Annotated in this window: 16 protein-coding genes and 2 tRNA genes; 15 read left to right on the top strand and 3 right to left on the bottom strand. The window is 58.5% G+C overall.

All coding sequences use genetic code 11. The features are described from left to right. Positions 1 to 141: 141 nt before the first annotated feature. From ftsH to C4J87_RS21730, 15 genes are all read left to right on the top strand, one after another. Positions 142 to 2052: an ATP-dependent zinc metalloprotease FtsH gene (gene ftsH, locus C4J87_RS21800; RefSeq protein WP_124364440.1), complete on the top strand. Its 1911-nt coding sequence runs from the start codon at positions 142 to 144 to the stop codon at positions 2050 to 2052. Between the two features lie 8 nt (positions 2053 to 2060). Then, positions 2061 to 2912 (top strand): dihydropteroate synthase, encoded by an 852-nt coding sequence (gene folP / locus C4J87_RS21795; RefSeq protein ID WP_124368381.1) that lies wholly within the window; start codon positions 2061 to 2063, stop codon positions 2910 to 2912. Positions 2913 to 2928: 16 nt separating this feature from the next. Next, on the top strand, positions 2929 to 4266 hold the full coding sequence (gene glmM, locus C4J87_RS21790; protein ID WP_124368380.1) for a phosphoglucosamine mutase: 1338 nt from the start codon (positions 2929 to 2931) through the stop codon (positions 4264 to 4266). Between the two features lie 66 nt (positions 4267 to 4332). Further along, positions 4333 to 5088, top strand: coding sequence for a triose-phosphate isomerase (gene tpiA, locus C4J87_RS21785; RefSeq protein WP_003194193.1), 756 nt, complete (start codon positions 4333 to 4335; stop codon positions 5086 to 5088). 4 nt (positions 5089 to 5092) lie between these two features. Beyond that, positions 5093 to 5476 (top strand): preprotein translocase subunit SecG, encoded by a 384-nt coding sequence (secG, locus tag C4J87_RS21780; RefSeq protein WP_010206600.1) that lies wholly within the window; start codon positions 5093 to 5095, stop codon positions 5474 to 5476. Between the two features lie 21 nt (positions 5477 to 5497). After that, a tRNA-Leu gene (locus C4J87_RS21775) sits at positions 5498 to 5583 on the top strand. Positions 5584 to 5679: 96 nt separating this feature from the next. Continuing rightward, positions 5680 to 5756 (top strand) — tRNA-Met (locus tag C4J87_RS21770). A gap of 140 nt (positions 5757 to 5896) precedes the next feature. Then, positions 5897 to 6355, top strand: coding sequence for a ribosome maturation factor RimP (gene rimP, locus C4J87_RS21765; protein WP_164484568.1), 459 nt, complete (start codon positions 5897 to 5899; stop codon positions 6353 to 6355). Positions 6356 to 6402: 47 nt separating this feature from the next. Continuing rightward, positions 6403 to 7884: a transcription termination factor NusA gene (nusA, locus tag C4J87_RS21760; protein WP_057725019.1), complete on the top strand. Its 1482-nt coding sequence runs from the start codon at positions 6403 to 6405 to the stop codon at positions 7882 to 7884. 27 nt (positions 7885 to 7911) lie between these two features. Then, the gene (gene infB, locus C4J87_RS21755) at positions 7912 to 10428 is read left to right on the top strand and encodes a translation initiation factor IF-2 (RefSeq protein WP_124368379.1); all 2517 of its coding nucleotides are present in this window, start codon (positions 7912 to 7914) and stop codon (positions 10426 to 10428) included. A gap of 159 nt (positions 10429 to 10587) precedes the next feature. Continuing rightward, complete coding sequence (rbfA, locus tag C4J87_RS21750) at positions 10588 to 10983, top strand: 30S ribosome-binding factor RbfA (RefSeq protein WP_003176137.1); 396 nt, start codon at positions 10588 to 10590, stop codon at positions 10981 to 10983. A 3-nt stretch (positions 10984 to 10986) separates the two neighbouring features. Further along, positions 10987 to 11904, top strand: a complete 918-nt coding sequence (gene truB, locus C4J87_RS21745; RefSeq protein ID WP_003176136.1) for a tRNA pseudouridine(55) synthase TruB — start codon at positions 10987 to 10989, stop codon at positions 11902 to 11904. Between the two features lie 114 nt (positions 11905 to 12018). Then, positions 12019 to 12288 (top strand): 30S ribosomal protein S15, encoded by a 270-nt coding sequence (gene rpsO / locus C4J87_RS21740; protein WP_003176135.1) that lies wholly within the window; start codon positions 12019 to 12021, stop codon positions 12286 to 12288. A 194-nt stretch (positions 12289 to 12482) separates the two neighbouring features. Continuing rightward, on the top strand, positions 12483 to 14588 hold the full coding sequence (gene pnp, locus C4J87_RS21735) for a polyribonucleotide nucleotidyltransferase (RefSeq protein ID WP_124368378.1): 2106 nt from the start codon (positions 12483 to 12485) through the stop codon (positions 14586 to 14588). A gap of 296 nt (positions 14589 to 14884) precedes the next feature. Beyond that, complete coding sequence (locus tag C4J87_RS21730) at positions 14885 to 15505, top strand: BON domain-containing protein (RefSeq protein ID WP_124368377.1); 621 nt, start codon at positions 14885 to 14887, stop codon at positions 15503 to 15505. 294 nt (positions 15506 to 15799) lie between these two features. On the opposite strand, the gene C4J87_RS21725 is transcribed toward C4J87_RS21730, so the two are convergent. The 3 genes from C4J87_RS21725 to acs form a co-directional block, all read right to left on the bottom strand. After that, positions 15800 to 18733, bottom strand: coding sequence for a DUF748 domain-containing protein (locus tag C4J87_RS21725; RefSeq protein ID WP_124368376.1), 2934 nt, complete (start codon positions 18731 to 18733; stop codon positions 15800 to 15802). Between the two features lie 87 nt (positions 18734 to 18820). Further along, the gene (locus C4J87_RS21720) at positions 18821 to 19837 is read right to left on the bottom strand and encodes a class I SAM-dependent rRNA methyltransferase (protein WP_124368375.1); all 1017 of its coding nucleotides are present in this window, start codon (positions 19835 to 19837) and stop codon (positions 18821 to 18823) included. 125 nt (positions 19838 to 19962) lie between these two features. Continuing rightward, entirely contained in the window at positions 19963 to 21900 is a 1938-nt protein-coding gene (gene acs / locus C4J87_RS21715) for an acetate--CoA ligase (protein WP_124368374.1), read from the bottom strand. Positions 21901 to 21914: the final 14 nt, after the last annotated feature.

The raw sequence follows: 21914 nt of genomic DNA, 5'->3' as shown, positions 1-21914 counted from the left end.
ATTGTGTAGTTAAAGTTTCACAAAGGGTTACAGACGGCGCCTGCCAGTGGTGTAGGTAATGTAGTAAGTTAGGCCGGTGAATATCATGCGAAGCGCGCGCCAGTAGCGGAGCTTGCTTCAGAGGGTAGTTAATTGAACGATATGGCAAAGAATCTGATCCTGTGGTTGATCATCGCGGCTGTCCTGGTGACGGTGATGAACAACTTCTCCAGCCCTAACGAGCCGCAGACCCTCAACTATTCCGACTTCATCCAGCAAGTTAAGGATGGCAAGGTCGAGCGCGTAGCGGTTGATGGCTATGTGATTACCGGCAAACGTGTCGATGGCGACAGCTTCAAGACCATTCGTCCGGCCATTCAGGACAACGGTCTGATCGGCGACCTGGTAGACAACAAGGTCGTCGTGGAAGGCAAGCAGCCTGAGCAGCAGAGCATCTGGACCCAGCTCCTGGTAGCCAGCTTCCCGATCCTGGTAATTATCGCCGTGTTCATGTTCTTCATGCGCCAGATGCAAGGTGGTGCGGGAGGCAAGGGCGGGCCGATGAGCTTCGGCAAGAGCAAGGCACGTCTGCTCTCGGAAGACCAGGTGAAAACGACCCTGGCGGATGTCGCCGGTTGCGACGAAGCCAAGGAAGAAGTGGGTGAACTGGTCGAGTTCCTGCGCGATCCGGGCAAGTTCCAGCGCCTGGGCGGGCGTATTCCTCGCGGCGTGCTGATGGTCGGCCCGCCGGGTACCGGTAAAACCTTGCTGGCCAAGGCGATTGCCGGCGAAGCCAAGGTGCCGTTCTTCACCATTTCCGGTTCTGACTTTGTCGAGATGTTTGTCGGCGTCGGTGCCAGCCGTGTTCGCGATATGTTCGAACAGGCCAAGAAGCACGCGCCATGCATCATCTTCATTGACGAAATCGACGCTGTTGGTCGCCACCGTGGCGCCGGCATGGGCGGCGGTCATGACGAGCGTGAGCAGACCCTCAACCAGTTGCTGGTGGAGATGGATGGTTTCGAGATGAATGACGGCATTATCGTCATTGCCGCAACCAACCGTCCGGACGTATTGGACCCTGCGCTGCTGCGTCCAGGCCGTTTCGACCGCCAGGTGGTCGTGGGCTTGCCGGACATCCGTGGTCGCGAGCAGATCCTTAAAGTCCACATGCGCAAAGTGCCGATGGGCGACGACGTGGCTCCGGGCGTGATTGCCCGTGGTACGCCAGGCTTCTCCGGTGCCGACCTTGCCAACCTGGTGAACGAGGCTTCGTTGTTCGCGGCCCGCACCGGCAAGCGCATCGTTGAAATGAAAGAGTTCGAGTTGGCCAAGGACAAGATCATGATGGGCGCTGAGCGCAAATCCATGGTCATGTCCGAGAAAGAAAAACAGAACACCGCCTATCACGAGGCCGGTCACGCCATTGTTGGCCGCGTTGTGCCTGAGCATGACCCGGTCTACAAGGTGTCGATCATTCCACGCGGTCGTGCGTTGGGTGTGACGATGTTCCTGCCGGAAGAGGATCGCTACAGCCTCTCCAAGCGTGCGCTGATCAGCCAGATCTGCTCGCTGTACGGCGGTCGAATCGCAGAAGAAATGACTCTGGGCTTCGATGGGGTGACTACCGGCGCTTCCAACGACATCATGCGTGCCAGCCAGATCGCACGGAACATGGTGACCAAGTGGGGCTTGTCGGAAAAACTCGGTCCATTGATGTATGCCGAGGAAGAAGGCGAGGTATTCCTGGGGCGTGGCGGTGGCGGTCAAAGCGCCAGTTTCTCGGGTGAAACAGCCAAGCTGATCGATTCCGAGGTGCGCAGCATCATTGACCAGTGCTACGGCACGGCCAGGCAGATCCTTACCGACAACCGCGACAAGCTGGACGCGATGGCAGATGCGCTGATGAAGTACGAGACCATTGATGCCGATCAGATCGACGACATCATGGCCGGTCGTACACCTCGGGAGCCGCGCGATTGGGAGGGTGGTTCGGGTACCTCGGGCACTCCGCCAGTGGTGCAGAATGAGCGTCCTGAAGCCCCGATCGGCGGCCCGGCAGCTGACCACTAAGGTTTGAAATGATTTTCGCGTCGTACTCCACCCGGTTGCCTTGCGGCAACCGGGTTCTTGATTTGGCCCATGCACATGTCATGGGCATTCTTAATGTCACTCCAGACTCGTTTTCCGATGGTGGCCGCTTCAGCCAGCAGGATGCCGCGTTGCGTCATGCAGAGGCGATGGTGGCTGCCGGTGCAACGCTGATCGATGTCGGCGGCGAGTCGACTCGGCCTGGGGCTCGCGCCGTTTCTCCTGTGGAGGAACTGGAGCGGGTGGCGCCGATTGTCGAGCGCATTGCCCGGGAGCTGGATGTGATCATCTCCGTGGATACATCAACGCCGGCAGTGATGCGTGAGACTGCGCGCCTGGGGGCGGGGCTCATCAATGATGTGCGTGCGTTGCGGCGTGACGGTGCTCTCGACGCTGCTGCGGCGACTGGCCTGCCGGTATGTCTGATGCATATGCTGGGCGAACCCGGCAATATGCAGGATAATCCGCACTACGACGATCTGGTGGGCGAAGTCTGTGGTTTTCTTGCCGACAGGGTCGCTCAGTGCGCCAGCGTGGGCATTGGTCCTGAAAAGATCATCCTTGATCCGGGGTTTGGCTTCGCCAAGACCCTGCAACATAATTTAAGCCTGTTCAAACATATGGAAGCCCTGCATGCCCTCGGTCGGCCCCTGTTGGTCGGCGTTTCGCGCAAGAGCATGATAGGGCAGGCCTTGAATCGCCCGGTGGGTGAGCGCTTGTTTGGCGGCCTCGCGCTGGCTGCGCTTGCCGTGACCAAGGGCGCTCGTATTTTGCGTGTGCATGACGTCGCCGAGACGATGGACGTGGTGCGCATGATTGCCGCTGTAGAATCAGCCGAATAAGAATGATGGAGCACTCATGACTAAAAAATATTTTGGCACCGACGGTATCCGTGGTCGGGTCGGTGAATACCCGATTACGCCGGATTTCATGCTCAAGCTGGGTTGGGCGGCAGGTATGGCGTTCCGCAGCATGGGCGCGTGCCGCATCCTGGTTGGCAAGGACACGCGTATTTCGGGCTACATGTTTGAATCCGCGCTGGAGGCCGGGTTGTCCGCTGCCGGCGCCGATGTAATGCTGCTAGGCCCCATGCCGACGCCGGCGATCGCCTACCTGACGCGTACCTTTCACGCTGAAGCCGGTATCGTGATCAGTGCTTCGCACAATCCCCATGACGACAATGGCATCAAGTTTTTCTCGGGGCAGGGCACCAAACTGCCGGACGAGATCGAGCTGATGATCGAAGAGCTGCTGGATGCGCCGATGACGGTGGTGGAGTCCAGCAAGCTGGGCAAGGTGTCGCGCATCAATGATGCCTCCGGCCGCTACATCGAGTTTTGTAAGAGCAGCGTTCCGAGCAGCACCAGTTTTGCCGGGCTGAAGATCGTCGTCGATTGCGCCCATGGTGCGACCTACAAAGTGGCGCCGAGTGTATTCAAGGAGCTCGGTGCGCAGGTCACCGTGCTGTCGGCCCAGCCTAACGGGTTGAACATCAACGACAACTGCGGCTCCACGCACATGGAGCAGTTGCAGGCGGCCGTTCTGGCTGAGCACGCGGACCTGGGCATCGCATTCGATGGCGATGGCGACCGCGTACTCATGGTGGATCACACCGGCATGATCGTGGATGGCGATGATCTGCTGTTCATCATTGCCCGAGACTTGCATGAGCGTAACAAGCTGCAGGGCGGCGTCGTTGGCACCCTGATGAGTAATCTCGGGCTTGAGTTGGCGTTGGCGGAGCTGGGCATTCCGTTTATTCGGGCCAATGTCGGTGATCGTTATGTGATCGCCGAGCTGCTGGAGCGCAACTGGCTGGTGGGCGGTGAGAATTCGGGGCACGTGGTGTGCTTCCAGCACACCACGACGGGCGACGCTATTATCGCTGCGCTGCAGGTGCTTCTGGCCTTGCGTCGCCGTCAGGAAAGCCTGGCCCAAGCGCGACAGGCGCTGCGCAAGTGTCCGCAGGTACTGCTCAACGTGCGTTTCGCCGGTGGCGCAAACCCGATCGAGCACCCTTCTGTCAAAGAAGCGTGCGAGCGCGTGACCCAGGCGATGGCTGGGCGTGGGCGTGTGTTATTGCGCAAGTCCGGCACAGAGCCTCTGGTGCGGGTGATGGTCGAGGGCGAGGACGAAACACAGGTTCGCGGCCATGCCGAAGACCTGGCAAAACTGGTAACTGAAGTTTGCGCCTGAATTCGGCTTGCCAGTGGTGATGTGGTTGGGTAACATCTGCGCCCACTTTGACCGACGGGGTACAGCATGCGTCGCACTATGGTAGCTGGTAACTGGAAGATGCACGGTACCCGCGCCAGTGTCGCTGAGCTGATCAATGGCCTTCGTCACTTGGCCTTGCCTAGCGGTGTTGATGTCGCGGTGTTCCCGCCTTGCTTGCATATCAACCAAGTGGTTGATGGCTTGAAGGGTAAGTCGATTCAGGTCGGCGCGCAGAACTCTGCGGTGGAGCCCATGCAAGGTGCGTTGACCGGTGAGATTTCGCCGAGTCAGCTGGTTGATGCGGGTTGTTCCTATGTGCTTGTCGGGCACTCCGAGCGTCGTCAGATGATGGGCGAGCGTGATGGAACCCTCAACCGCAAGTTCGCAGCGGCACAGGCTTGTGGCTTGATTCCAGTGTTGTGCATCGGGGAAACCCTTGAGCAGCGTGAGTCGGGCAAGACACTTGAAGTTGTCTCGCGTCAGCTGGGCAGTATCATCGAAGAGCTGGGTGTTGGTGCATTTGCAAAAGCGGTCATTGCTTACGAGCCGGTCTGGGCCATTGGCACCGGGCTGACTGCTACACCGCAACAGGCGCAGGATGTGCACGCAGCCATCCGCGCGCAGTTGGCGGCAGAGAATTCTGAAGTCGCACAAGGTGTGCGTCTTCTATACGGCGGCAGCGTGAAGGCGGCCAATGCGGTCGAACTGTTCGGCATGCCGGATATCGATGGGGGGCTCATTGGTGGAGCTTCCCTGAATGCAGATGAGTTCGGTGCGATCTGTCGCGCCGCGGGAAACTGAAAAAATGCTGGAAACAGTCGTAGTCGTTTTTCATCTGTTGGCTGCCCTGGGCGTAGTTGCCCTGGTTTTGTTGCAACAGGGCAAAGGTGCGGATGCTGGTGCGTCTTTCGGTGCAGGTGCTTCAAATACTGTATTCGGAAGCCAAGGTTCCTCTACCTTTCTTAGTAAGTTTACTGCTATACTTGCCGCCGGTTTCTTCATAACCAGCTTAGGGTTAGGTTACTTTGCTAAAGAGAAAGCTCATGTGCTGACTCAAGTAGGTTTGCCAAACCCAGCAGTGTTGGAAGTACCAAAAGCAAAACCGGCTTCTGATGATGTCCCGGTGCTTCAAGAGCAAAAGTCGGCTACTCCAGCGACTGACGTGCCTCCAGCTCAAGAGCAGAAGTAAGAAGGTTGTAAACGCTGTATTGCCGAGGTGGTGGAATTGGTAGACACGCAACCTTGAGGTGGTTGTGCCCATAGGGTGTAGGGGTTCGAGTCCCCTTCTCGGTACCAATTATCAGGAGAGCCCGCTGTTGCGGGCTTTCTTGTAGGTGGAAGGTTACATTGACCCTGTAAGGGATCGGTCGTATACTTCCGCCCCAGCTTTGTCGCGGGGTGGAGCAGTCTGGTAGCTCGTCGGGCTCATAACCCGAAGGTCGTCGGTTCAAATCCGGCCCCCGCAACCAGTTTTAGCGGAGCCCCTTTTAAGGGGCTTTTTGTTAGCTGGACACTTTCAACGCCGCTGTTCGACGGCGTTTCAAGGATGGGCGTTTCGCCCATTTTTTTATTTTGCACAGCATGCACATACATGCACGAGGGGGTTCAGGTGTCGAGCAAGCTAGAAGAGTTGCAGGCCTTGCTGGCCCCGGTGGTCGTGGCCCTAGGCTATGAATGCTGGGGTATTGAGTTTTCGGCTCAAGGTCGCCACTCAATGTTGCGCGTTTATATCGATAAAGAGGGCGGCGTGCTGGTGGACGATTGTGCCATTGTCAGCCGTCAGATCAGCGGTGTCCTGGATGTTGAAGATCCAATCGCCGTTGAATACACCCTTGAAGTTTCCTCGCCAGGCATGGAACGCCCACTGTTCACTATTGAGCAGTTTGCAAAATTTGCCGGTGAACAAGTGAAGATCAAGCTGCGCTCCCCCTTCGAGGGGCGACGCAACTTTCAGGGCCTTCTGCGCGGTGTAGAAGAGCAGGATGTCGTGGTGCAGGTAGAAGACCATGAGTTCCTGTTGCCGATCGATATGATCGACAAGGCCAACATTATTCCCAGTTTTGGCTGAGACGCGGATCCCGCGGATCCAATGGCTTGCGAAAGGCGAGGCGTACGATGAGCAAAGAAGTACTGCTGGTTGTTGAGTCGGTATCCAATGAAAAGGGCGTACCGGCAAACGTGATTTTTGAAGCGCTGGAGCTGGCCCTGGCCACTGCGACCAAAAAGCGTTTCGAAGATGAAGTTGATCTGCGTGTGGAAATCAACCGCCACACCGGTGCCTATGAGACTTTCCGTCGCTGGACGGTCGTCGAAGAAGCCGATCTTGATGATCCGGCGATTGAAACCTGGCCGAGCAAGGTTGCGCAAACGCACCCTGGCGCCAACGTCGGTGATGTCGTCGAAGAGAAGATCGAATCGATCGAGTTCGGCCGTATCGCTGCACAGACCGCCAAGCAGGTCATCGTGCAGAAGGTTCGCGAAGCCGAGCGTGCTCAAGTCGTCGATGCCTATCGCGAGCGCCTGGGTGAAATCATCTCCGGCACCGTGAAGAAAGTCACCCGCGACAACGTGATCGTCGACCTGGGCAACAACGCTGAAGCGTTGCTGGCCCGTGAAGACATCATTTCTCGCGAAACCTTCCGTGTCGGCGTGCGCTTGCGTGCGCTGCTCAAGGAAATCCGCACCGAGAACCGCGGCCCTCAGTTGATCCTGTCGCGTACCGCGCCGGAAATGCTGATCGAGCTGTTCCGTATCGAAGTGCCGGAAATTGCCGAAGGCCTGATCGAAGTCATGGCTGCGTCCCGCGACCCGGGTTCGCGCGCCAAGATCGCGGTCCGCTCCAAGGACAAACGCATCGACCCGCAGGGCGCTTGCATTGGTATGCGCGGTTCGCGCGTCCAGGCAGTGTCGGGTGAGTTGGGCGGTGAGCGTGTGGACATCGTCCTGTGGGACGATAACCCGGCGCAGTTCGTGATCAACGCTATGTCGCCAGCTGAAGTGGCGGCAATTATCGTTGACGAAGATGCCCATGCAATGGACATCGCCGTTGGCGCAGACAATCTGGCTCAGGCCATTGGTCGTGGTGGTCAGAACGTGCGTCTGGCCAGCCAACTGACCGGTTGGACCCTGAACGTGATGACCGAATCGGACATCCAGGCTAAGCAGCAAGCTGAAACCGGCGACATCCTGCGCAACTTTATCGAAGAGTTGGAAGTCGATGAAGACCTGGCTCAGGTGCTGGTAGATGAGGGCTTCACCAGCCTGGAAGAGATTGCCTACGTACCGTTGGAAGAAATGCTCAACATCGACGGCTTTGACGAAGACACCGTCAACGAGCTTCGCGCTCGGGCCAAGGATCGTTTGTTGACTAAAGCCATCGCTACTGAGGAAAAGCTGGCAGACGCCCATCCGGCCGAAGACCTGCTCTCGCTTGAGGGTATGGACAAGGATTTGGCGATGGAACTGGCGGTGCGCGGCGTAATTACCCGCGAAGACCTGGCCGAGCAGTCTATTGACGATCTGCTCGACATCGACGGCATTGACGAAGATCGTGCCGGCAAGTTGATCATGGCCGCCCGAGCCCATTGGTTCGAGTAATTAGGCGCGGCCTGAGGAGAGAAGTGCATGACGCAAGTCACGGTGAAACAACTGGCCGATGAGGTCAAAACACCGGTAGAGCGCCTGTTGCAGCAGATGCGTGAGGCAGGTCTGCCGCACACCGCCGCCGATGAAGGTGTGAGCGATAGTGAGAAGCAGTCTTTGCTGACTCACTTGAAGAGCAGCCACAAGGCGAAAGTGGAAGAACCGCGCAAGATTACATTGCAGCGCAAAACCACCAGCACCCTGCGTGTAGCGGGTAGCAAGAGCATCAGCGTTGAAGTACGCAAGAAGAAAGTCTTCGTACAGCGCAGCCCGGAAGAAATCGAAGCCGAGCGCAAACGCGAACTTGAAGAGCGTCGCGCAGTAGAAAATGCTGCTCGTCAGAAGGCTGAAGAAGAAGCCAAGCGTCGCGCCGAAGAAGAAGCGCGTCGCCAGCCTACTGCTGCGCAACCTGCTAACACTGACGCGGTTGCCGGTCCTGTTGAAGCTGTGCGTGAGGCCGCTCCGGTGGCTGCCGCACCTGCTCCTGCAGCAGATGCCCGCAAGCGCGACGAACCTCGTCGTCCGGACAAACCGCGTGCCGACGATAACAATCGTCGCGGTGGTGGTGGCGATGGCGAGCGTAAAAACGCTCCACATCGTGCCTCGGTCAAAGAGAAAGCGCCTGCTCCACGCGTTGCCCCACGTACTACCGACGAAGAGAGCGATAGCTTCCGTCGCGGTGGTCGCGGCAAGGCCAAGCTGAAAAAACGCAACGCCCACGGTTTCCAGAGCCCAACCGGCCCTGTCGTGCGTGATGTGCAGATCGGCGAGACCATCACCGTTGGCGATCTCGCCAATCAGATGTCGGTCAAGGCTGCTGAAATCATCAAGTTCATGTTCAAACTGGGTACTCCAGCGACCATCAACCAGGTGCTTGATCAGGAAACTGCTCAGCTGGTAGCCGAAGAACTGGGCCATAAAGTGACCCTGGTCAGCGACACCGCCCTGGAAGATTCCCTGGCCGAGTCCCTGAAGTTTGAAGGTGAGACGTTCTCCCGTGCGCCAGTTGTGACCGTAATGGGCCACGTTGACCACGGTAAGACATCCCTGCTCGACTACATCCGTCGTGCCAAGGTAGCTGCTGGCGAAGCCGGTGGTATCACCCAGCACATCGGTGCGTACCACGTTGAAACCGAGCGCGGCATGGTCACCTTCCTCGACACCCCAGGTCACGCCGCGTTTACCGCAATGCGTGCCCGTGGTGCCAAGGCGACTGACATCGTGATCCTGGTCGTTGCAGCGGACGACGGCGTGATGCCGCAGACCATTGAAGCTGTCCAGCATGCCAAGGCCGCAGGCGTTCCACTGGTTGTTGCAGTGAACAAAATCGACAAGCCGGGCGCCGATCTCGATCGCATCCGTAGCGAACTGTCGGTTCACGGCGTGACATCCGAAGAGTGGGGCGGTGATACGCCGTTCGTTTCGGTCTCGGCCAAGGTCGGTACTGGCGTGGACGAACTGCTCGAAGCAGTCCTGCTGCAGGCTGAAGTACTCGAACTGAAAGCAACTCCATCGGCTCCAGGTCGTGGTGTTGTGGTTGAATCGCGTCTCGACAAAGGTCGCGGCCCGGTTGCAACCGTCTTGGTTCAAGACGGTACCCTGCGCCAAGGCGACATGGTGCTGGTCGGTTCGAACTATGGCCGCGTGCGTGCCATGCTCGACGAGAACGGCAAGCCAATCAAGGAAGCCGGTCCTTCCATCCCTGTCGAGATCCTCGGCCTGGACGGTACCCCGGACGCTGGCGACGAGATGAGCGTGGTTGCCGACGAGAAGAAAGCCCGTGAAGTGGCTCTGTTCCGTCAAGGCAAGTTCCGCGAAGTCAAACTGGCTCGTGCTCACGCCGGCAAGCTGGAAAACATCTTCGAGAACATGGGCCAGGCAGAGAAGAAGACGCTTAACATCGTCCTCAAATCTGACGTACGCGGTTCCCTTGAAGCGTTGAACGGCGCCTTGAACGGCCTGGGTAACGACGAAGTGCAAGTGCGCGTTGTCGGTGGCGGTGTCGGTGGTATCACCGAATCCGACGCCAACCTGGCACTGGCTTCCAACGCTGTACTGTTCGGCTTCAACGTGCGTGCCGATGCTGGCGCTCGCAAGATCGTCGAGCAGGAAGGCCTGGACATGCGTTACTACAACGTCATCTACGACATCATCGAAGACGTCAAGAAAGCCCTTACCGGCATGCTTGGCAGCGACGTTCGGGAGAATATCCTGGGTGTTGCCGAGGTGCGTGACGTGTTCCGCTCGCCGAAATTCGGCGCGATCGCCGGTTGCATGGTTATTGAAGGTGTTGTGCACCGTAACCGTCCAATCCGTGTACTGCGTGAAGACATCGTTATCTTCGAAGGCGAGCTGGAATCCCTGCGCCGCTTCAAGGATGACGCTTCCGAAGTACGTGCCGGCATGGAATGTGGTATCGGCGTCAAGAGCTACAACGACGTCAAGCCTGGCGACAAGATCGAAGTCTACGAGAAGGTCCAGGTTGCTCGCAGCCTCTAACTCGCGCACTTCCGGAGCCACGCCGCGTGTGGGCATGCAAATGCCCCGCGCAGCGTACGGACTCTAAACGCAACGCCCGGTCTGGCTTTTGTCAGGCCGGGCGTTTGCCGCTTTCAGACCCCACGGGTTTCACCGTGTGGCAGCAACAGGTAACAAGACATGGCAAAAGAATACAGCCGTACCCAACGTATCGGCGATCAGATGCAGCGCGAGCTGGCCCAACTGATCCGTCGCGAAGTCAAAGACCCGCGCGTTGGCCTGGTCACCATCACCGCCGTTGAAGTGAGCCGTGACGTGGGTCACGCCAAAATCTTCATCACCGTGATGGGCCAGGACAACAGCGAAGAAATCGCGCAAAGCATCAAGGTGCTCAACTCGGCCGCAGGTTTCCTGCGCATGCAGTTGGCCCGTGAAATGAAATTGCGCAGCGTTCCGCAGTTGCACTTCCACTACGACGAAAGCGTCGTACGTGGCGCACACCTGTCGGCACTGATCGAGCGCGCCGTGGCTGAAGACAGCCAGCATCCGTCCACACCTGAAGACGCCAAGGAGTAAGCGGTGGCTCAGGTCAAACGTATCCGCCGTAACGTCAGTGGCATCATTCTGCTCGACAAGCCCATTGGCTTTACCTCCAATGCCGCGTTGCAGAAGGTTCGCTGGCTGCTCAACGCCGAAAAGGCCGGGCACACCGGTAGCCTCGATCCGCTGGCTACCGGCGTGCTACCGTTGTGCTTTGGCGAGGCGACCAAGTTCTCGCAATACCTGCTCGATTCCGACAAGGGTTATGAAACCCTGATGCAACTGGGCAAGACCACCACCACGGCCGACGCCGAAGGTGATGTTCTGCAAGTTCGCGACGTGACCGTTGGTCGTGCCGATATCGAGGCTGCCTTACCCGCTTTCCGTGGGCAAATCAGCCAGATACCGCCGATGTACTCGGCTCTCAAGCGTGACGGGCAACCTCTTTACAAGCTGGCACGTGCGGGTGAAGTGGTGGAGCGTGAACCGCGTTCTGTTACTATTGCCCGGCTGGAATTGCTCGCCTGTGAAGGTGACACCGCCCGATTGGCCGTGGACTGCAGCAAAGGCACCTATATCCGTACCCTGGTGGAAGATATTGGTGAGCAACTGGGCTGTGGCGCATACGTTGCCGAACTGCGACGTACACAGGCCGGCCCTTTCACCCTGGCCCAGACGGTCACGCTGGAAGAGCTCGAAGCGGTACACGCCGAAGGCGGCAACGAAGCGGTAGATCGCTTCCTGATGCCATCGGACAGCGGTTTGCTGGATTGGCCATTGCTGCACTTCTCGGAACACAGCGCGTTCTACTGGCTCAACGGCCAGCCGGTACGCGCCCCGGATGCTCCGAAGTTCGGCATGGTGCGAGTACAGGATCATAACGGTCGCTTTATCGGTATCGGTGAAGTGAGCGAAGACGGGCGCATCGCGCCGCGTCGACTGATTCGGTCAGAATGACCGAACGAGTGTGGCTGTTAACAGGCATGGTCAACACTCATTTTTAGATACAGGGATTTGTCCCTGGCCTGTTGAAACTACCCCTGGGTGGTTTCCTGAAAAAAGGATTGCCTCATGGCTCTCGACGTTCAAGAAAAAGCACAAATCGTAGCTGACTATCAGCAAGCTGTTGGTGACACTGGTTCGCCAGAAGTGCAAGTTGCACTGCTGACCCACAACATCAACAAACTGCAAGGTCACTTCAAGGCCAACGGTAAAGATCACCACTCCCGTCGTGGTCTGATCCGCATGGTAAACCAGCGCCGTAAGCTGCTGGACTACCTGAAAGGCAAGGATCTGGGTCGTTATCAGGCTCTGATCGGTCGCCTGGGTCTGCGTCGCTAATCAGCGATTGCGCTAGAGGTTGGTTGTCTGCCGTGTGTCAGTGGGATTCCCGCTGGCCCATGGCAGGCTCCCAGCCTCAAGTTTTATCTGGATACACGTTTTACCCTGGACAAAGGTTGGGCCGATTCCCGACGTTGCCCAAGAATTTCGCAAGAAAACAAGTTCCCCAAGAGCCACAAAGAAGGTAGGACACCGTGAACCCGGTTATCAAAAAATTCCAGTTCGGTCAGTCGACCGTTACCCTCGAGACAGGCCGTATCGCCCGTCAAGCCTCCGGCGCAGTGCTGGTTACCGTTGACGACGACGTTACCGTACTGGTGACCGTTGTTGGCGCCAAGACCGCTGACCCGAGCAAAGGCTTTTTCCCTCTGTCCGTTCACTACCAGGAAAAGACTTACGCTGCCGGTAAGATCCCTGGCGGTTTCTTCAAGCGCGAAGGCCGTCCTTCCGAGAAAGAAACCCTGACTTCCCGACTGATCGACCGTCCGATCCGTCCGCTGTTCCCAGAAGGCTTCATGAACGAAGTGCAGGTTGTCTGCACCGTCGTTTCCACCAGCAAGAAAACCGATCCGGACATCGCTGCGATGATCGGTACTTCGGCTGCACTGGCCATCTCCGGCATTCCTTTCGATGGCCCGATCGGCGCTGCCCGCGTTGCGTTCCACGAAAGCACCGGCTACCTGCTGAACCCGACTTACGAGCAGCAGAAGGCTTCGAGCCTGGACATGGTCGTTGCCGGTACTTCGGAAGCGGTATTGATGGTTGAATCGGAAGCTAAAGAGCTGACCGAAGACCAGATGCTGGGCGCCGTACTGTTTGCTCACGACGAGTTCCAGGTTGTGATCAACGCCGTTAAAGAACTGGCTGCCGAAGCTGCCAAGCCAACTTGGGCCTGGGCTCCACAGCCTGAAGCCACCGAATTGCTGGGCGCTATCCGCGCAGAATTCGGCGCTGCCATCTCCGATGCCTACACCATTACCGTCAAGGCCGACCGTTACGCTCGCCTGGGCGAGTTGAAGGAACAGGTCGTGGCCAAGCTGTCCGGTGAAGAAGGCCAGCCTTCCGCCAGCGAAGTCAAAGCAGCCTTCGGCGAAATCGAATACCGCACCGTTCGCGAAAACATCGTGAACGGCAAGCCGCGTATCGACGGTCGCGACACCCGCACCGTACGCCCGCTGAACATTGAAGTCGGCGTTTTGCCGAAGACTCACGGTTCGGCGCTGTTCACCCGTGGTGAAACCCAGGCCCTGGTAGTCGCGACGCTGGGCACCGCCCGTGACGCACAGCTGCTGGACACCCTGGAAGGCGAGAAGAAAGACCCGTTCATGCTGCACTACAACTTCCCTCCGTTCTCGGTGGGCGAGTGTGGTCGCATGGGTGGCGCTGGTCGTCGCGAAATCGGTCACGGCCGTCTGGCCCGTCGTTCGGTCCAGGCCATGCTGCCGGCCGCTGACGTGTTCCCGTACACCATTCGTGTTGTATCGGAAATCACCGAGTCCAACGGTTCCAGCTCCATGGCTTCCGTTTGCGGTGCTTCGCTGGCATTGATGGACGCTGGTGTGCCGATGAAGGCGCCAGTTGCCGGTATCGCCATGGGCCTGGTTAAAGAAGGCGAGAAGTTCGCCATCCTGACCGACATCCTGGGCGACGAAGACCACCTGGGCGACATGGACTTCAAGGTAGCCGGTACCGCCAAAGGCGTGACCGCGCTGCAGATGGACATCAAGATCAAGGGCATCACCGAAGAAATCATGGAAATCGCTCTGGGCCAAGCCCTGGAAGCGCGCCTGAACATCCTCGGCCAGATGAACCAGATCATTGGTCAGTCGCGTACCGAACTGTCGGAAAATGCTCCGACCATGATCGCGATGAAAATCGACACCGACAAAATCCGTGATGTCATCGGTAAAGGCGGCGCGACGATCCGTGCAATCTGTGAAGAAACCAAGGCCTCGATCGATATCGAAGACGACGGTTCGATCAAGATCTTCGGCGAAACCAAGGAAGCGGCTGAAGCTGCACGTCAGCGCGTCCTGGGCATCACCGCTGAAGCCGAAATCGGCAAGATCTACGTCGGTAAGGTTGAGCGCATCGTCGACTTCGGTGCCTTCGTCAACATCCTGCCGGGCAAAGACGGTCTGGTGCACATCTCCATGCTGAGCGACGCTCGCGTTGAGAAAGTGACCGACATTCTCAAAGAAGGCCAGGAAGTGGAAGTGTTGGTACTGGACGTGGACAACCGCGGCCGTATCAAACTGTCCATCAAGGACGTAGCAGCAGCCAAGGCTTCGGGCGTTTAATCACCCGCAAGCTTTACGCTGAAAGAAAGGACTCTGCGGAGTCCTTTTTTTATGCGTGCGAGAAAGTGAAGCAGAATCAGCTGTTTAGCCCATCACAAAAGCCGCAACTTGCATGCAGTCACGATGACCTTCATGCAAGTTGCACGATTTCGAAAATGGCGCTGTTTTTTAACTTATTGTTTTATAAGGGTTTTTATCTGAATGGCGACTTGGCACACTGCCTGCAATATCCCTGGTAGCGCTGCAGCACCAAGATTTACGTACTGCAGTCTTTTAATAAAACAGGAGTTACTCGTATGAAGAAGTTCGCTCTCGCTACTGCTACCGCTCTGACTCTGGCCATGGGTGCTAACGTAGCCTTTGCTCAGACTTCCCAAGCCCCTATGACCCTGGCGGCTGGTGAAGCGACCCAGGCTAAGGAAAGCGTTTCGGATACTTGGATCACCACCAAAGTCAAAGCTGACCTGCTGACTGAAAAAGGCATCCCAGGTTCGGACATCAAGGTTGAAACCAACAAAGGCGTGGTTTCCCTGTCTTCCGACGTAGCTATCTCGGACTCGCAGAAAGCGACAGCTGTAGCGATCACCAAGAAAATCAAAGGCGTGACTGCTGTTTCTGCAGACGGCCTGCTGGCTGGCGGTGCTACCAAGGCTGACGGTATCGACAAAACCAAAGGCGCAGCCCATAACGCTGGAGAGGCGACTAGCGACACTTGGATCACCACCAAAGTGAAAGCTGACCTGGTTACCGAGAAAGGTATTCCTGGCACCGACATCAAGGTTGAAACCAACAAAGGCGTAGTGTCCCTGTCGTCCCCTACTGCAGTGACCGCAGCGCAGAAAGAAACGGCTGTTGCGATCACCAAGAAAATCAAAGGCGTTAAAGCTGTTTCGGCCGATGGCCTGAAAGCAGAGTAACGCTGCAGGTTTCGTCTGAACTGAATGGCGGCGGCGTGGGGTGAGTTAGTTATCCATCCCATGCACCTCTGGAGTTCATGCGACGGACCACACGGATGTGGTCATTACAGGCCCCGGCACTTGTGTCGGGGCCTGTTCTATTTGGTGCGCAATAATTTGCCGGCCAGACGAGGATTGAAAAATGTGGGAGGGGGCTTGCTCCCGATAGCGGTAGGTCAGTCAATGATATGTCGACTGTTACACCGCAATCGGGAGCAAGCCCCCTCCCACATCTTGTTTTAGGTGAGCTTAGGGTTACTCGGCATCCAAGTGCATCGGCGTCACGACCCGACCATCCTTCTCAGCCTGCCCCAACTGCGCATCAATGAAGTACACGCGGTCGTCTTCCAGCTGCGCCTTATCCACCAGATAGTCCTTGATGGTACTGGCGCGGTCCTGGCCCAGCTGGCGCAGCAGCACGTCACTGCCACTCCAGAACTTGATCACGCCGTCCTTGAGCCTCGCTGTGCGCTCATCGTTACTCAGGTCTTTCCATTCGGCCGGTGGTTGCTGTTTCAGACGGGTACGGTAGATGCCCTCCAGCAAAGGCGGCTTTTCCTTCTCCGGCACGACAAGCAATGACGCCTGGGCCGGGACTTTATCGCCACGACGCTGCAGGATTTTGTAGTAGTTGTACTGGTACTCACGCTCCAGCCGTTGTGCGGCCAGCAACGGGCCGTCACTGCTGGCCGCTGCGGTCCCTTCGATTTCCAGGCGCAGGGCAGGGCGTTCCTTGAGTGCCTTGGCCAGCGTGTTGAGGGCGCCTTCGGCGTCTTTATTCAATTCACTTGAGCCTGCGGCGAACGACACATTACCCAGGTCTTCCGAGCCCCCGCCGGTAACCAGCCCGCCAATGAACTTGAAGGGTGCCGTCGCTGCGCGCACCACGAGGTTACGCAGGGTTTGCCACACAATCGGCATCACGCTGAATTGTGGGTTGTTCAGGTCACCGGTGACTGGCAATTCGATGGAGATCTTGCCGTCGCTGTCCTTGAGCAGGGCAATTGCCAGGCGAATCGGCAAGTCTACGGCATCGGCGCTGTCGACCTTCTCACCCAGTTGCAGCTGCTCGACCACCACCTTGTTCTCGGCCTTCAACTGGCCCTTGGTGATCATGTAATGCAAGTCCAAGTTGAGGCGACCCTTGCGGATTCGAAAACCCGCGAATTTGCCCGAGTACGGGGTCAGGGTGGTCAACTCGACGCGTTTGAAGCTGGTCGCGATGTCCAGCGCTGCCATGGGGTCAAACGGGTTTACGCTGCCCTTGATGGTCACTGGCGCATAACGGTCTACCTTGCCCTTGATGTCGACGCTGGCCGGCTTGGCCTGGCGACTGTCAATGGTGCCGATCTGGCCGTTGAGTTGTTGAATCGCGGTGGCGAAGTTGGGTGTGAGGCTGAAGTCGGCGAAATTGGCCGAGCCGTCGTTGATCGCAATCTGGCCGATGCGGATGCCCAGCGGCTTGTCTTTGCTTGATGCCGACTTGGCCGCTGGCTTGGTACCGCTGTCGGCCGGCTGTGGAATCAGCAGGTCGTCAATGTTGGTGGTGCGGTCATCGTTGATCATGAAGCGCGCATAGGGCTGCAGCAGGTTGACCTTGTCGATCGTCAGGCTGTCACCATGCTGGTAGTTGACGCCTTCCAGCACCAGCCGCTGCCATTTGAGGAAGTCGCGGGACTTGAGGGTGTCGAGGGTGTGCAGCTGATCTATCTGCGCCCGGCCGGTGACCTGGAGGGCCAGCGGCTCGGTGCTTTTCAGGTTCACGTCCAGGTTGCTGCCGAGCATGCCGCTGCGCAGCTCCAGGCGGATGAACGGGCTGATGTAGGCTTGGGCGACGCGCAAGTCGATGTCCTGGGTGTTCACCTTCAGCTTGGCGCTGACCGGGTTCAGGTTGACCTCGCCGGTTGCCTGGATCTTGCCTTGCTTGCCCAGGCCGGTGTCGACTTTCAAGCTAAAAGGGCTCTGGTTGAGGCTGTCGAAGTTCTGCACGTCGACGTTCAACGGGCCCAGCTCCAGGGCTACCGCAGGGTTGGCCTGACGGTCAGCCAAGTGCACCTGGTAATTGCGCAGTTGCACATCCTTGAGCAGCACTTGCCAGGGTTTGTTCGGCGCAACCGGTTGCGCTTCAGGCGAATCGGCCGTGGCTGGCGCGGAGGCGGGCTCCGGGGGTTTGGCCGGTTTGCCGGGTTGGCTGGCGAACAGCTTTTGCCAATCCAGTTGCCCGTCGGCTTCGCGGGCAGCCCAGGTTTCCAGCTTGTTGCTGCGGATTTTGCCGATCACCACCTTCTGTTTGGCCAGGTCCACCGTGGTCTCGCTGACGTCAAGGCGTTCCAGGCGTGCCAAGGGCCGGCCATCCGGCGCCTTGATCGCAAAGGGCGCGATGCTGGCGGCGGTGTTGGTCAGGTTCAGTTCGGTCTCTTTGGCCAGGCTGAATTTATAGTCGGTGCTGAAATTGAGCACACCGTCCTCGAGCACCAGCGGCAGGGCATCGCGCACATACGGCCACCAGGCTTTCATTTTGCCGTCGGTGACTTTCAGCGAGCCTTCGGAAGTGATCGGTACCAGGCTGAAGTTGCCTTTCCAGTCGATCTGCCCACCCTCGGGGCCGGCGGCCACCAGGGTCATGTCGGCGTTATCTTCCGGCAAGGTGCTGAGGTTTTTCAGCTCGAAGTCGAGTGTGTCGTAGAGAAATTCGATGGGTTCGCTGGGGCGCAGATCCTGGAAGTGCACATAACCGCGCGCCAGCTTGATGCTGTCGATACGCAGCGGGAAAGGCTTGGCATCGGGGTCGGCGGGGGTTGGTTCGCTCGGCGGCAACTTGAACAACTGTGCCAGGTTCAGTTGGCCGGACTTGTCGAAGAGCAGTTCGGTCTTGGGCTGATCGAGTTGCACATCGGCCAGGTGCAGGGCGCGGGTCCAGAGACTGTCGATCTGCAGGTTGGCGTAGAGGCGCTCGAAACCCAACTGTTCCTTGCCCGGTTCACCAATCTTCAGGCCCCATAGCGTCAGCTCCAGGCTGAACGGGTTGAGCTCGATACGCTCGATACGCGCCGGTACCGTCGCGTAATCGGCCAACTGTTGGTTGGCAATGCGAAGGGCAATGCCGGGCAGAATCAGGAAGCCCAGCAAGCTGTACAACGCAAGGGCGGTCAACAAGGCGCCTAGGGCGCGGATCAATCCTTTGGGCATGGGTGACGCCATCTATGTCGAACGAGAGTGCCTTGGAGTATGGCACGGGATTTCGGTTCCGAAGAACCGCGGGGCTTGGGAAACTTCCTACAATTGCAGGATCAGGGTCTTCAGCGGAGGTTGCTGATCTTTCGACGGAAAGTCCGCTCCCGGCGCCATGGCCTGCCAATCGCGTACAGGGCGGCCGGCTTTTTCCGCGCAACGCAGCACCTGTTCGCGCCAGTCCTCCATGCTCACTTTCGCCAGGTTGTTGCAGCAAATGAGCACACCATTATCGGCGGTGGCTAACAATGCCGGCTTGAGCAGGCTTTGGTAGTCGCGCAACAGGTCGACGGTGCCGAACGCGCTTTTGGCCCAGGCGGGGGGATCGAGTAGCACCAAGTCATATTGACTCTGTTCCAGGCGCGGATAGCTCGGCAGTTTCTGGCCACGGCGCTGGGTGATCGCAAGGCCGGCCAGCTGGCGAATGGCCGGGAAATAATCGGACTGCACGAATTCCATCGTCGGCACGTGCGGATTAAGCAGGCCGTTCTCGCGCCCTACGGCCAGGTTGCCCTCGGCAAAGTCCAAGTTGCAGACCTCGCGTGCGCCACCGGCAGCGGCGCTCAAGCCGACGCCGCAGGTGTAGGCGAACAGGTTGAGCACGCTTTTACCGGCGCTGTGGTCCTTGACCCAGCCACGGGTGTTGCGCAGGTCGAGAAACAGCAGCGGGTCCTGCCCGGCATGCCGTCCACGCACACGGTAGTTAAGGCCCCATTCGTGACCGACCAGGTCTTCCAGTGCGGCAGGTTGGGCGCGGTATACCGCGTCTTCACAGTCGATGCGCGAATTGCCACGGGAGCGGTCGTTGTATACCAGCAGCAACTCCAGGCCCATGTAGTGGTTGATCAGTTGGTGCAGGTCCAACAGATCAGCGCTTTGCAGGGATTGGTGGAAGCTTTGCACCAACAATTGCGGACCGTAGCGGTCGATTGTCAGGCCGCCGGCGCCTTCCTGGCTGCCGTGGAACAAACGGTAGCAATCGGTACCTTGGGCATGCAGTTCACTGATCAGGTCTTGGCGATGATCGAGAGCGGCGCGCAGCGCCTGGTTCAAGGGAGTCATGGAGCGCGCCTTGCTTGCGGGTAAGTGAGTACAAAGGGGGCGCGCAGTTTAACAGCCCCGGCCTGAACAGGCCGGGGGTTATTTCGAGGCTATCGGTTCAGGTGTTGCTATCCGTTCAAGCGTTGCTATCGGTTCAGGCGTGCGTCGATCAGGCCATCCACCACGCTCGGGTCGGCCAGCGTCGAGGTATCGCCCAGGCTGTCCAGCTCGTTGCAGGCAATCTTGCGCAAAATCCTGCGCATGATCTTGCCGGAGCGGGTTTTCGGCAGGGCGGGCGCCCATTGGATCAATTCCGGCTTGGCGAAGCTGCCGATTTCCTTGCTGACCAACTCCAGCAGGTGCTTTTTCAGCGCATCGCTGGGTTCGACACCGTTCATAGGCGTGACGAACGCATAAATGCCCTGGCCTTTGACGTCGTGGGGGTAGCCGACCACCGCGGCCTCGGCGACCAGGTCATGCAGCACCAGGGCGCTTTCGACTTCGGCAGTCCCGATGCGATGGCCTGATACGTTGATAACATCGTCGATTCTCCCGGTGATCCAGTAATCGCCCTGCTCATCGCGCCGCGCGCCGTCGCCGGTGAAGTAGTAACCGGGGTAGGGTTTGAAGTAGGTGTCGAGCATGCGCTGCGGATCGCCATAGACGCTGCGAATCTGCCCCGGCCAGCTGGCTTTGATTGCGAGTACGCCGCTGCCGGCACCGCTGATTTCCTTGCCTTGCTCATCCAGCAACACCGGCTGTACGCCGAACATCGGCTGGGTGGCACAACCTGGCTTGATAAGCTGGGCGCTGGCCAGCGGGCTGAGCATGATGCCGCCGGTTTCGGTCTGCCACCAGGTATCGACAATCGGGCAGCGCTGCTCGCCGACGGCGTTGAAGTACCAGTCCCAGGCTTCCGGGTTGATCGGCTCACCGACGCTGCCCAGCAGGCGTAAGCTGGCGCGGGAAGTGCTTTGCAGCGGGCCGTGGCCTTCACGCATCAGGGCGCGCAATGCGGTCGGCGCGGTGTAGAAGATGTTCACCTGGTGTTTGTCGATGACCTGCCAGAAGCGCGAGCTGTCCGGGTAGCTTGGCACACCTTCGAACATCAACGACGTAGCGCCATTGGCCAGGGGGCCATAGACGATGTAGCTGTGGCCGGTAACCCAGCCCACGTCGGCGGTGCACCAGAACACTTCGCCCTCGCGGTAGTCCAGTACGTACTTGAATGTCATCGCTACTTGCAGCAGATAGCCGCCGGTGCTGTGCAAGACGCCCTTGGGTTTGCCTGTGCTGCCGGAGGTATAGAGGATAAACAGCGGGGCCTCGGCGTCCATCGGCTCGGGCGGGCAATCGTCGCTCGCGGCCTCCACGGCCTGTTGGTATTTGAGGTCGCGGCCTTCGTTCCAGTTCACGTTTGCGCCGGTGCGCTGGACCACCAGGACGGTGCTGACGTTCGGGCAACTGGCCAGCGCTTTATCCACGTTGTGTTTCAGCGCGACCGGCTTGCCGCCGCGTACGCCTTCATCGGCGGTAATGACCGTGCGACAGTCGGCATCCAGTATGCGGTCGCGCAGGGCGTCCGGTGAAAACCCGCCAAACACCACCGAGTGCACCGCGCCAATGCGTGTGCAGGCCAACATGGCGTAGGCCGCTTCCGGGATCATTGGCATATAAATGCACACCCGGTCGCCTTTGCTTACGCCACGGCTCTTCAGCACGTTGGCCAGGCGGCTGACGTTTTGATGAAGTTGGCGGTAAGTGATGGTTGAGGATTGTGTCGGATCATCGCCTTCCCAGATGAAGGCCGGCTGATCGGCACGCAGGGGCAAGTGACGGTCGATGCAGTTGTAGCTGACGTTCAGTTGGCCGCCGGCAAACCATTGCGCAGCACCGGTGTTGATGTCGGCGCTATGGACGGTGTGCCACGGTGTTATCCAATCGAGAAAGCTCTTGGCCTGGTCGGCCCAGAAGGTGTCCGGCTGTTCGATGGATTGGCGATAGAGACGCTGATAGTCCTCTTGACTGAGTTGCGCAGCCCGGCGGACGGCATCGGCGCGGGGGAATTGGCTGATATCGAACATGAGCGCTCCTTATT

Origin of the sequence: Pseudomonas sp. R1-43-08 (genome assembly GCF_003852255.1) — a bacterium.
Taxonomy (GTDB): domain Bacteria; phylum Pseudomonadota; class Gammaproteobacteria; order Pseudomonadales; family Pseudomonadaceae; genus Aquipseudomonas.
Note: the sequence above shows the minus strand (reverse complement) of the source record. Positions and strands in the feature narration are given on the sequence as shown.